We start from the raw sequence: 11777 nt of genomic DNA on the forward strand, positions 1-11777 counted from the left end.
GTTCCGTTCCTGGATGCTTCCTCCGCCCGGGACGCCCGCCCGAGGGCGGTGGCCGCGCCGGGCCGCCTCGGCGGCGATCCCACCAGGGACCCTCCCGGGATTCCGCTCGGGGGTGCCACCGGTGACCTCGCCGGGCTCCGCTCCGGGGGCCAGGCGAGGTTCCGGCCGGATCCCCTCGCACCGCATACACTACCCCGGTGGGGTATATGCTTCAACGTGCCGCCGCGGCGGCATCCAGGATCAGCACAGAGGTGCTCCGTCGCCTCGGGTGCCCCGTCGACCCGGGGTGGGCGCGGCGGGCTCGGCCGGCGCGGGCGGAATGCGGCGTCCGCGCCGTTCGGGGGTGCCGAGCCCGCCGCTCGGGGGCGCCGCGGGGCGCCGTCGGGGGCGGAGCGCAAGGGCGTCACCCGAGCCGGGAGGTCGGGGTTCCCGGTGGGGGGTGCGCAGGAGGCGGCGCCGGCTCAGACCGATGCGGGCACCGGGCTCGTCGGGTGCGCCGGGGCGGGCGGCCAGTACCCGGTCGGCTGCATGTGGTGCCGGGCCGAGGCGCCGTCCAGGGCGAGGACCTCCTCGACCACCTCGTCCGCGGTGCCCGCGGCCCGCCACAGCACGCGGCCGGGGAACAGGATGTCGGCCTCGTCGCTGGGAACGCGCAGCGCTTCCGCGTCGTCCTCGCCGAACAGCTTGATCACGTCGATGGCTTCGTCGAGCACGCGCAGTCCGACGACGGCGACGAGGGCGCCACCGGCGTCCCGGGGGTGCGCGAACTCGAAGCCGCAGGCGGTCAGGCCCTGCAGGTCGCAGGTGATCTCGTTCATGGCGCCACCGTTTCCTCGGGCGGGGAGGGGCACGATCGGATGTCAGAGGACGAGGTCGTCGAACTCGCCGTCCTTGGCTCCGTGCAGGAATGCGGCCATCTCGGCGCGGGTGTAGACCAGAGCCGGGCCGTTGGGGTGCCGGGAGTTGCGCACGGCGACACCTCCGTCGGTCAGTTCCGCCACTTCGACGCAATTGCCCACCGCACCGCTGTATCGGCTGCGTCGCCAGCTCGTGGGCAACAGCTCGGCCGACATGCCGTTGTGGATCTCTGCCATCGAGGTGCCTGTTCCTTTCCCGAACTCCCTCTGCACGCTCATCTGCACGTGCACGCGACGTACGCGACAGTAGCAGGGGGCAGTGCACGCGTGAATGCACGTGCACGCGGTTGAGATCGCGATCACTGACCGGGCCTAGTGGTGCTCCGCGCGGTGTGTGCGCTTGGTCAGCACGACCGTCGCGGTATCAGCCGAACGGCCGCGTTGACGTGGGCGGATGCCGTTGTTCTCGGAGCCGGGTACCCCGCGGGGGCATGGCGGAGCGGGTCAAAGCTCCCGCAGCCGCTGCGCGAGCAGTTCGCGGGTCTGCTCGGGCGTGCGCGCGTCGACGGCGAGGCGGTGGCTGGCCTTGCTGTACTCCTCCACCTCGTCCGGCTTGTCCAGGTAGAGCGCGCCGCACATGTGCTCGAGGTAGACGATGTCCGGCAGTTCGGGCTCGGCGAACCGCAGGATCGTGAAGGCCCCCTCGGCGCCCGAGCGGCCCAGGTCGAACGGCAGCACCTGCAGCGAGATGTGCGGGCTGCGCGTGACCTCGAGGAGGTGCTCGAGCTGCTCGCGCAGCACGGAGCGCCCGCCGATGGGCCGGTGCAGCACCGACTCGTCGATCACCGCCCACAGGTGCGGACCGTGCTCCTCGGCGAGCAGCGCCTGCCGCTGCAGGCGCAGGCGCACGCGCCGGTCGATGTCGTCCGGGGGCGCGTCGGGGCGGCCGCCGAGCGTGACCGCGCGGGCGTAGTTCGCGGTCTGCAGCAGGCCGGGGACGAACTGCAGCTCGTAGGTGTGGATCCGCGAGGTCGACTCCTCCAGGCCCACGAAGTCCTGGAACCAGGAGGGCATCAGGTCGTTGTAGCGGTTCCACCACCCCGGCTCGTTGGACAGCCGCACCATGTCCACGAAGGACTTGTGCTCCTCCGCGGAGTCGACGCCGTAGAGGCGGAGCAGATCGGTGATGTCGCGTTCCTTGAACCCGACGCGCCCCAGTTCCATCCGGCTGATCTTCGAGCCGGACCCGCGGATGGCCTCGCCGGCCTCTTCGCGCGAGATGCCGCTGGCTTCGCGGAGCCGTCGCAGCTGGCTGCCCAGGACCAGCCGCCGCGCCGTCGAGCCGCCGCCCGCCTGGCCGGCGATGCCGCCCGTGGCCACGTCGTAACCTCCCGCGAAAAGACTGCCGGTGCGGATGTCGTGCGCTGACAACCGCGCGTTACCCGCGGGAATCCTAGTGCACGCCCGGCCGGATTCGAATCCCTTCTGCGGAGGACGAATTCCTTACTCGCAAGTAGGTCTTTTTCGCGCAGCGGCGGAATCCGCGTTGCACGCGCCGTGCTGAGGCGTGTTCGCGCGGTTGGCGCGCCGCCGTCCGCGCCGCACCGGCGCGACCAGAAAGTGAATGCAGCTCGCTTATGCCGGTAGCGTCCGGACGTATGGCAGTGGTTCTGGTAGTCGAGGACGACCCGGTCGTGCGGGCGGCGCTCATCCGCGACCTCAGCGCCCGCGACCTGGTGGTGCGCAGCGTCGGCACGGCGCTGGACTCGCTGCGCGAGATCGCGGAGCACGCCCCCGACCTGGTGATCCTGGACCTCGGACTGCCCGACCTGGACGGTGCCGAAACGCTGAAGATGATCCGCGGAGTCTCCGACGTGGCCGTCGTCGTCGCCACCGCGCGCGACGACGAGGGCGAGATCGTGCGGTTGCTGCACGCCGGAGCGGACGACTACGTCGTCAAACCCTTCTCCAGCGAGCACCTCAACGCGCGCATCGAGGCCGTGCTGCGCAGGACCCGCGGAGCCCGGCCCGCCCGAGTCCTCGGCGTCGGCGGCATCGAAGTGGACCTGGACAGCCGCACGGCGCACGCGGACGGTGCGGACCTCGACCTCACCCGTCGCGAGTTCGACCTGCTCGCCTACCTCGCCGCCCGGCCCGGCCGCGTCGTTCCCCGGCGCGAACTGCTGGCCCAGGTGTGGCACCAGTCCTACGGGGACGACCAGACCATCGACGTGCACCTGTCCTGGCTGCGCCGCAAGCTCGGCGAGAGCGCCGCCGAGCCCCGCTACGTGCACACGGTGCGCGGGGTGGGCGTGAAGTTGGTGGCCCCGGAATGAGGCGCGCCCTCGCGCTCGTCGCCTGCGCGGTGAGCTCGCTGATCGTGCTCGCCTTCCTCGTCCCGCTCGTCCTGCTGATCGGCGAGGTGGCCCGCGAGCGCGCCGTCTCCGAAGCCGAGCAGCAGGCCGCGGCGCTCGCACCGGTGCTGGCGGCCGGTCCCGACCGGGCCTCGGTGGAGCGCGCCGTGGCGCGCACGCGGGCGGGCGAGCAGGGGCGGTTGGCGCTGCACCTGCCGGACGGGGCGCTGATCGGCCCGAGCCGCGCCCCCGCCGGTGCGCTGCGTGCCGCCCGGGCGCGGAACCGGACCGAGCGGGTGGCCGTGCGCGGCGGTACCGCGGTCGTGGAACCGCTCGTGCTGGGCGGGCGCAACCCGGGCGGGGAGGACGCGGCGCTGGCCGAGGTCTTCGTCCCGCGCGAGCAGCAGCGCGGCGCGCTGCGGGCGTGGCTCGTCCTCGGCGGGGTCGGCTGCCTGCTCGTCGGAGGGTCCGTGCTGCTCACCGACCGGCTGGCCGCCCGGGTGGTCCGCCCGGCCCGCCGGTTGGCGGAAGCCTCCGCCGCGCTCGGCGCCGGCGACCTCACCGCGCGGGTGCACCCCAGCGGGCCCGCCGAGCTGCGCGAGGCGGGGCACGCGTTCAACACCATGGCGACCCGGGTGGACCAGCTGCTCACCCAGGAGCGGGAACTGGCCGCCGACCTGTCGCACCGGCTGCGCACCCCGCTGACCGCGCTGCGGCTCAACGCGGGCGAGCTCGGCGACGACGCCGCGGCCGAGCAGACCCGTCAGGCCATCGACCAGCTGGAGCGCGAGGTCGACGCGGTCATCTCCGGTGCGCGGCGGGCAGAACCGGGCGAGGACTGCGACTGCGACGCGGCCGCGGTGCTGCGCGCGCGGCTCGAGTTCTGGTCCGCGCTGGCCGAGGACCAGCGGCGCTCGTGGTGCCTGCGCGGCGCCGACGCCGAGGTGCGGGTGCCCGTGCCGTGGGCCGAACTCGGCGCCGCCGTCGACTCGGTCGTCGGCAACGTGTTCCGGCACACCCCGCAGGGCACCGAGTTCGTCGTGTCCCTGCAGCGCAACGATGGTGTTGTCGGCGTGGTCGTGGAGGACGCCGGACCGGGCGTGCCGGAGCAGGACGAGGCGCTGCGGCGCGGCCGCAGCAGCGCCGGGTCCACCGGGCTCGGGCTGGACATCGCGCGCCGCGTCGCCGAGTCCACCGGCGGGCGCATCGTCCTGGACCGGTCCAGCCTCGGCGGGGCCCGGGTGTGCCTGTGGTTGTGGCAACGCCCCGCGGCGCCGAAGCGGCGCTCCCGCCGCCGGTGGGGCAGGGGCTGGCACCGCGTGCGCGCCGACTCCGAGCGGTCGTCGCACCGCCCCTGAGCGCGTGGTCGGCGGGCGCGGCTGACTTCCCCGGTCGCACCAACCCGCTCGAGTGATCATCGTTGTCCCCTGCGCGAGTGCATTCCGCACCGCGGTGCATCTCGCGTGAAATGTGGAATCACCTGCGAAAACGTATCCGCGTGCCTCGGTTTTCGGGGTGCTCGCCGGGGTCGTGGCGCCCAATTTTCATGAAAATTGCGCACACTGGAACCGTTCCAGTCAACTGGGGTGTCGCCCTCCGGGCTCGGAGCGCGGCACGCTACCGTGGGCGGCGTGCTGACTGTGTCGACCGTGAACGTCAATGGCCTGCGCGCGGCGGCGCGCAAGGGTTTCGTCGAGTGGCTGGCCGGGACCGGGGCCGACGTCGTGTGCCTGCAGGAGACGCGGGCGGAGCACGAGCAGCTGTCGAAGAAGGTCATCGAGCCCACCGGCTGGCACACCGTGCTCGCGCCGAGCTCGGACAAGGGCCGCTCCGGGGTGGCGCTGTACACCCGCGCCGAACCGGACGAGGTGCGCGTGGGCTTCGGCTCGGCCGAGTTCGACAGCAGCGGCCGGTACGTGGAGGCGGACTTCCCGGGGCTGACGGTCGCCAGCCTGTACCTGCCCAGCGGCGAGGTGGGCACCTCGCGGCAGGACGAGAAGGAACGGTTCATGAAGGAGTTCTTCAACCACCTCTCGGGCCTGCGCGAGCGCGCCGCCGCGGAGGAGCGGGAAGTGCTGGTGTGCGGCGACTGGAACATCGCGCACCAGGAGATCGACCTGAAGAACTGGAAGGCCAACCAGAAGGAGGCCGGGTTCCTGCCCGAGGAGCGGGCCTGGATGACGCGGGTGTTCGACGAGCTCGGCTACGTCGACGTGCTGCGCCGGTTGCGCCCCGAGGGGCCGGGCCCGTACTCGTGGTGGACCTACCGCGGCAAGGCCTTCGACAACGACTCCGGCTGGCGGATCGACTACGTCGCCGCCACTCCGGGGATCGCGGAGGCGGCCACCGACGTCACCGTCGAGAAGGCTCCCAGCTACGACCAGCGCTGGTCCGACCACGCGCCGGTGACCGCGACGTTCGATCTGTAGCGGAACTGCTCGCGGGTGGGCCTTCCGGTCGGGCGGAATCCCGGGTGGAAGGTGGAGGTCGTGCACGAGGTGATCGCGGAGAAGCGGCACGAGATCGAAGAGCTGTGCCGGGAGCTGTCTATACGCCGGCTCGATCTCTTCGGCTCCGCCGCTGAGGGCGCGTCGACGCCTCCCGCAGCGACGTCGATGTACTCGTCGAGTTCGACGGTGGTCCGGGGTTCGACTACTTCGGCACCTACTTCGACCTGGAGGAGGGGCTCGAGCGGATCCTCGGCAGGTCGGTCGGCGTGGTGAGTGCTCCCAGCATCCGCAACCCGTACTTCAGGAAACGCGTTCTCGAGACGCGGGGACTCCTGTGCGCGGCCTGACCCCCGCAAGTACCCCCGGGGGCGCCGCGCGAGCCGCGGAACTGCTTCGCGATCCCGCCAGCGGGAGGATTTTCGCGGACTCCGCGGCCGAACGCACGAACGCCGATCCGCGCCTGCAACTGCGTCGCCGCCACTCCCGGAATCGGGGAAAGGCCGCCGCCATCACCGCGGCGAAGGCACCGCACCGCCGAGTGCCGCCCCGCACCGGCAGCTGCTCCGGCCCCGCCACGTGGCGGGACCGGAGCACGCCGGGTCAGGCGTTCGCCTTGGTCGTCTCCCCGTCGTCCGCCTCCCTGCCTTTCGAGCCGCCGCCGTTCGAGCTCTCGCCGGCCGGGGGCTCCTCGATGTCGTTGCCCCACTCGGCGCGTTCCGGCGTGTCCGGCTCCAGCGCCGCCATCGGCACGGGAGCCGCGACGCGTCGCGTCAGCGCGGAGACGAGCACGATCGTGGCCAGGGCGGCCAGCATGGACACCGTGCGGAAGGGGAACTGCACGGTGCCGTCCTCGATCCACGGCCAGGGCAGGAACGGGTCCAGCCCGAAGGTCGCCTCACCGCCGGAGAGCCGCAGCACCGCGGCCACGACGAACCCGCTCAGCGCGCCGATGCGGTTGGCGAACGGCACGAACAGCGCGCACACCAGCAGCGGGAACAGCAGCACGTAGATGAGGTCGCTGGCCAGGTACCACAGGTCGTAGACGCTGGCGACGTTGAGCGCGAGGAGCGTCGCCGCGGCGCCGATCACCACGATCAGCCTGCGGATCGTCTTCTGCACCCGGTCCGGGCCCGCGTCCGGGCGAATCAGACGCCGGTACACGTTCCAGCCGGTCAGCGAGGACGCCGACAGCACCGAGGAGTCCACCGACGACATCACGGCCGCGGCCAGCGCACCGAGCCCGAGCGCGGCCGCGCCGGTGGGCAGCAGGTAGCGCAGCACGTACGGCAGCGCCAGCGAGGGGTTCTCCAGCGGCGGAGCGCCCTCGGCCTGGAAGTCGGCCGCCGTGGCGATGATGCCGATCAGCACCGGCGGGATGGCCGCGAGCACGCACATCACGCTCGCGCCGAGCGACAGGCGCCGCGCGTTGGCCGGGCTGCTGGAGGACAGCACCCGCTGGAAGTAGACCTGCCACGGGATGCCGCCGAAGACCAGCAGCAGTCCGGAGTCCCACCACTCCCAGTAGGTGTGCCCCCACTCGGGGTCGTCCCAGCCGGTCAGCGGCGGGAACAGCGAGGAGTAGGAGCCGAAGTCGGCGGTGTAGCCCGTCCACGCCTCGCCGAGGCCGCCGACGGTGCTCGCCGCCAGCGGGACCGCCACGACGAGTCCGATGAAGATGACGATGATCTGGACGACGTCGGTGATCGCCACCGACCACATGCCGCCGACCACCGTGTAGGCGATCGCGATCACGGCCGAGAGGATGATGGAAACGTTGAAGTCCAGGCCGATGATCGTGCCGAACGTGGTCCCCAGGGCGGTGAGGATGGCTCCGGTCCAGAAGATCTCGCCGAGCACGGCGGGGATGGCTCCCAGGCCCGCCGCCTGCTTGCCGAACCGGATGTCGATCGGGTCCAGCATCGTGGTGAAGCGCCCGCGGCGCATTTTCCTGGCGAAGAACAATCCGCCGATCAGCAGGCTGGCCGCGTAACCCCACGGTGCTTGTGCCCAGGCCATGCCATCGTTGAAGGTGGATTCCGCGGTTCCGCTCACGTATCCGCCGCCGACCCAGGTGGCGGTCATGGTGAACACGCCGATCCACAGCGGCATGTTCCGACCCGCGACCATCGTGTTCGCCAATCCGCCGCCGCGCCGGGCGGCGACGAAAGCGCCCAGCCAGTAGAACAGGGCGTAGAAAACCAGCATCGCGATCAGGCCGGGCCAGGAAACATCCGGTTCGGCGACCGCGACGTAGATCAGAGCCGCCGCCAGTACGACTGTGAAGACTCCGATCTTGACCATGCTCCGCGTGCCCGTTCGGGCGCTCGGTGGTCGGGGGTTCTCGTCGCCGTTCGTACGTGTTTCGGCAGGCACGTTCTTCCCTTCCGTGTCGCTGTCAGAACAGGTTCGGAACCATAGCCAGAAAGAGCGTCGATGTACAGATGTACATGTCACGTGCCGATAACGTCTCGGCGTGGCCGGAACCCCTTCTGGGGTCGCCTCGCGCGAGCGGTTCCGCGGGGTTGAATTCCACCGAATGCGCAGCGCACCAACGTTTTCCCGGCAGGTGGGCGAGGCGGGCTCCGCGGGCGGGGGCGCCGGTGGAGCGGCTGTGCGCGGTGTCACGCGTCGCCTCGGGGGCGTTCCGCCGCGAGGCGGGTGCCGCTCGGCGCCCCGATCGGTGACCGGTGCCCCGGCGCCGGGTCCGGGGTTCGGGCGGCGCCTGCTCGGCGCGCGGGGAAGCCCCGGCGAAACCCGGAACGCCGGCCGCGAGTCCGCATTCCAGGAAGATCGTTGCGCATCCTGGGAGAGCGTTCCTACGGTCGGATCCGTGGCGGTGGAGCGGGAGTACGGGCAGGGGCACGCCGAGAGCGTGGTCCGCTCGCAGCAGTGGCGGACCGCGGCGAACTCCGCCGCCTACCTGGAGCCCGAGCTGCGCCCCGGCCGCAGCGTGCTCGACGTCGGCTGCGGCCCCGGCACGATCACCGCGGACCTGGCAGGTCGGGTCTCCCCCGGGCGGGTCCTCGGCATCGATCCGGCGGCCGCCGTGCTCGAGCAGGCCCGCGAGCACGCGGCGGGCCTGGACAACGTGGCCTTCGCGCGGGGCGATGCGACCGCGCTGGAGGTCGGGGCGGACGCGTTCGACATCGTGCACGCCCACCAGGTGCTGCTGCACCTGGCCGACCCGGTCGCGGCGCTGCGCGAGATGCTGCGGGTGGCGAAGCCGGGCGGGGTCGTCGCGGTGCGCGACACCGACTACGCGGCCGCGTTCTGGTACCCGGCGGATCCGCGCCTCGACCGGTGGCAGGCCGTCTACCGCGCCGTGTCGCGGGCCAACGGCGCCGAGCCCGACGGCGGCCGCCACCTGCTCGCCTGGGCGCACGAGGCGGGAGCGGTGGACGTGCGTCCCAGCGCCTCCATCTGGTGCCACTCCGCCCCGGAGGAACGCGCGTGGTGGGGCGGCATGTGGGCGCAGCGCATCCTCGACTCGCGCATCGCGGAGCGAGCCGTGGCCGGCGGGCACGCCACCCGCGAGGAGCTCGCGGAGATCTCGGCGGCGTGGCGGGAGTGGGCCGCCCACCCCGACGGCTGGTTCGCCATCCCGCACGGCGAGGTCCGCTGCCGCCCGCCCGGGTGAGCCGCGGGACACCGGGGCCGTCCCGCAGGTGTCCGTGCCCGACGGCCCGGCTGCCCGACTCCCTTGCCCGGCGGTCCGCTGCGCAGGGGCCGGGCTGTCGAGCAGCGGACCGGGCCGGCGCGTTCCGCGGACGTGCGGCCCACCCGCGCCGACCGGCCTCCGGTGGGGCGCTCGGCGGCCGGTCGGTCCCCGCTACGCCTGCTCCGCGGGCGGTTTGACCGCGAGGACGGGGACGGGCGAGTGCAGCAGCAGGCGTTGGCTGATGCTGCCGAGCAGCGCCTTCCCGACCGGTGAGCGGCGGCGCAGCCCGATCACCAACCGCTCGGCGGCGCGGTCCTCGAGCTCGTCGAGCACCCGATCGGCGGGGTCGCGGTCATCACGTCCCTCGCGGTTGACCACGTCGACGCGCAGCTCCGGCGGGAAAGCGGGCGTCTCGAGCTCGGTGAGCGCGAGGTTCACCACCACGAGGTCCGTCGCCCGGTCCCGGGCCTCGCTGATCGCGGCGTCGAGGGCTGAACGCCCCTCTTCGCTGTCCGGGACGGCGACCAGGATCGTCATCGCGAAAACCTCCCTGCGGAGTCGGTGCGCCCGTCACCCGTGCCGGGCGCGGAACTCGTCCTCGAACTGCTCGAGGGTCTTGCCGCGGGTTTCCGGCACGAGGGCGAGGACGAACAGGACGCCCATCGCGGAGATCGCGGCGAAGATGAAGAACGTCGGCGTGATCCCGAGGGAAGCGACGACCGGCGGGAAGCCGAAGGTGACGCACGCGTTGGCCATCCACAGCACGAACACGCACACGCCGACGGCGAAGCTGCGGAGCTTCAGCGGGAAGATCTCCGAGAGCACGAGCCACACCAGCGGCCCCAGCGTGCCCTGCATGGAGAACACGAACCCGACGAGGCAGGCCAGGATGAGGTAGGGCTTGGCCGGGCTCTCCGGCAGCAGCGCCGCGGCCCCGGCCAGCACGTGGAACAGGGTGATCAGCCCGAAACCGCCGAGGAACATGGTGCGCCGGTTGAGCTTGTTGATCAGCATGATGCCGACGGTGATGCCGAGGAGGCTGAACAGCCCGTTGGCGGTGTTGGCGACGATCGCCCCGTCGCCGGAGAACCCGGCGGTCTGCAGCAGCTGCGTGCCGTAGTACATGATCGAGTTGATGCCGGTGAACTGCTGGAAGATCCCGAGCACCGCGCCGATGATCACCAGTCGTCGCACCCACGGCACCGCGAGGTCGGCCCATCCGCCGGTCTGCGCCTGCTGCTCCTCGCGGACGAGCTCGTGGACCTCGTCCATCTCGGCCTGCGCGCGCTCCGGGGAGCGGACCTGCTCGAGCACGGCCAGCGCGTCGTCGTCGCGGTTCTGCGCGGACAGCCAGCGCGGGCTCTCCGGCATCCGCAGCATGCCGATCAGCAGGGCGAACGCCGGGATCACGGCGACGATGAGCATGTACCGCCAGACCGAAGTGTGCTCGCCCCAGACGGTCATGATGATCGCGTTGATGATGAACGCCGCGAACTGCCCGCAGATGATCATGACCTCGTTGCGGGTGACCAGGCTGCCGCGGCGTTCCACCGGGGCGACTTCGGCGAGGTAGACGGGAACGGTGGCGGAGGCGCCGCCGACGGCGAACCCGAGGACGAAGCGGAACGCGGCGAGCACCTGCCACGTGGGGGACAGGGCGCAGCCGATCGTGCCGACGACGAAGATCCCGGCGAGCATGAGGATGTTGGTCCGACGGCCCTGCCGGTCGGCGAGCCGCCCGCCCACCGCCGCGCCGAAGGCGGCCGCGAAGATGAGGATGCTGACCACGAAGCCCTCGGTCACGGGGGTGAGTCCGAGGTCGGTGGTCATGGGCTCCACCGCACCGTTGATCACACCCGTGTCGTAGCCGAACAGCAGCCCGCCGATGGTCGCGACGAAGGCGACCATGCCCAGACGTTTCGTGTGCGGGCCCGGGCGGTCGGCGGGCAGGGTTCTGTGCGGGGGGCTCGTCGGGGCGCCACTCATGAGCGCTACCTCCACTCGGTCGGGCACCGCGGGGGCGACGCGTCGCGGTGCCGTCATCGGGCTTCGCTGCCGGCGCGGTTCGCGGGGAGTGCTCGGTGCCGGGCGCTGCGCACCGTCGATGCTGGTCCGGGCGAATCGCGGTTGCACGGACTGTGTCCCATGCCACGGTGAATGTCAAGACATAATGATGACTATGTTTTCCCTCCGGGCGGGACGGACCGGAGCGAGGGGGTGCCCGCCGGGCGGAACATCTCCCGATCGGATGCGGGGTCCGGGAGGCAGTGGCTCCGGGTGCGGAGGAGGGCCGGGAACGTGGATGTTCCGAAACGCGGGGGCGGAGGTCGCCGGCGCGCGTGCTGCGAGTGCGGTGTTGAAGCGCGGTCCGCGGTGGTGCGGTTCGCGGTCAGCGCAGGTGGAGGACCTCGCCGGACCGGCTGCCGAGCCACTGCAGCCCGTCACCGTCCAGGACCTC

The 11777-nt window shown here is 72.1% G+C and carries 10 protein-coding genes and 1 pseudogene; 5 read left to right on the top strand and 6 right to left on the bottom strand.

Annotated elements, in window-relative coordinates:
• Window positions 1-461: 461 nt before the first annotated feature.
• The 3 genes from ACYVJE_RS10880 to ACYVJE_RS10890 all read right to left on the bottom strand — a co-directional run bounded on the left by ACYVJE_RS10880 (window position 462) and on the right by ACYVJE_RS10890 (window position 2222).
• Window positions 462-818, bottom strand: a complete 357-nt coding sequence (locus tag ACYVJE_RS10880) for a hypothetical protein (RefSeq protein ID WP_459157259.1) — start codon at window positions 816-818, stop codon at window positions 462-464.
• Between the two features lie 42 nt (window positions 819-860).
• Window positions 861-1094: a DUF397 domain-containing protein gene (locus ACYVJE_RS10885; protein ID WP_459157258.1), complete on the bottom strand. Its 234-nt coding sequence runs from the start codon at window positions 1092-1094 to the stop codon at window positions 861-863.
• A 267-nt stretch (window positions 1095-1361) separates the two neighbouring features.
• Complete coding sequence (locus tag ACYVJE_RS10890) at window positions 1362-2222, bottom strand: helix-turn-helix domain-containing protein (RefSeq protein WP_461144358.1); 861 nt, start codon at window positions 2220-2222, stop codon at window positions 1362-1364.
• Window positions 2223-2515: 293 nt separating this feature from the next.
• On the opposite strand from ACYVJE_RS10890, the gene ACYVJE_RS10895 reads away from it, so the two are divergent.
• From ACYVJE_RS10895 to ACYVJE_RS10910, 4 genes and pseudogenes are all read left to right on the top strand, one after another.
• Window positions 2516-3193 (top strand): response regulator transcription factor, encoded by a 678-nt coding sequence (locus tag ACYVJE_RS10895; protein ID WP_459157257.1) that lies wholly within the window; start codon window positions 2516-2518, stop codon window positions 3191-3193.
• A complete protein-coding gene (locus tag ACYVJE_RS10900; RefSeq protein ID WP_461144351.1) occupies window positions 3190-4569 on the top strand; it encodes a HAMP domain-containing protein in 1380 nt (459 codons plus the stop codon). The genes ACYVJE_RS10895 and ACYVJE_RS10900 overlap by 4 nt, the downstream gene beginning before the upstream one ends.
• 273 nt (window positions 4570-4842) lie before the next feature.
• On the top strand, window positions 4843-5640 hold the full coding sequence (locus ACYVJE_RS10905; RefSeq protein WP_459157255.1) for an exodeoxyribonuclease III: 798 nt from the start codon (window positions 4843-4845) through the stop codon (window positions 5638-5640).
• Window positions 5641-5876: 236 nt separating this feature from the next.
• Window positions 5877-6008 (top strand): annotated as a pseudogene (locus ACYVJE_RS10910) (hypothetical protein); the annotation flags it as partial.
• Window positions 6009-6261: 253 nt separating this feature from the next.
• Here the strand turns inward: ACYVJE_RS10910 and ACYVJE_RS10915 are convergent.
• The gene (locus tag ACYVJE_RS10915) at window positions 6262-7962 is read right to left on the bottom strand and encodes a high affinity choline transporter 1 (RefSeq protein WP_461144352.1); all 1701 of its coding nucleotides are present in this window, start codon (window positions 7960-7962) and stop codon (window positions 6262-6264) included.
• Window positions 7963-8491: 529 nt separating this feature from the next.
• Here ACYVJE_RS10915 and ACYVJE_RS10920 point away from each other — a divergent pair.
• On the top strand, window positions 8492-9298 hold the full coding sequence (locus ACYVJE_RS10920; RefSeq protein ID WP_461144353.1) for a methyltransferase domain-containing protein: 807 nt from the start codon (window positions 8492-8494) through the stop codon (window positions 9296-9298).
• 192 nt (window positions 9299-9490) lie between these two features.
• On the opposite strand, the gene ACYVJE_RS10925 is transcribed toward ACYVJE_RS10920, so the two are convergent.
• The gene (locus ACYVJE_RS10925; protein WP_459157251.1) at window positions 9491-9856 is read right to left on the bottom strand and encodes a universal stress protein; all 366 of its coding nucleotides are present in this window, start codon (window positions 9854-9856) and stop codon (window positions 9491-9493) included.
• A 33-nt stretch (window positions 9857-9889) separates the two neighbouring features.
• Entirely contained in the window at window positions 9890-11227 is a 1338-nt protein-coding gene (locus ACYVJE_RS10930; RefSeq protein WP_461144354.1) for a sugar porter family MFS transporter, read from the bottom strand.
• Window positions 11228-11777 lie beyond the last annotated feature (550 nt).

This window comes from Salinifilum aidingensis, from assembly GCF_054782015.1.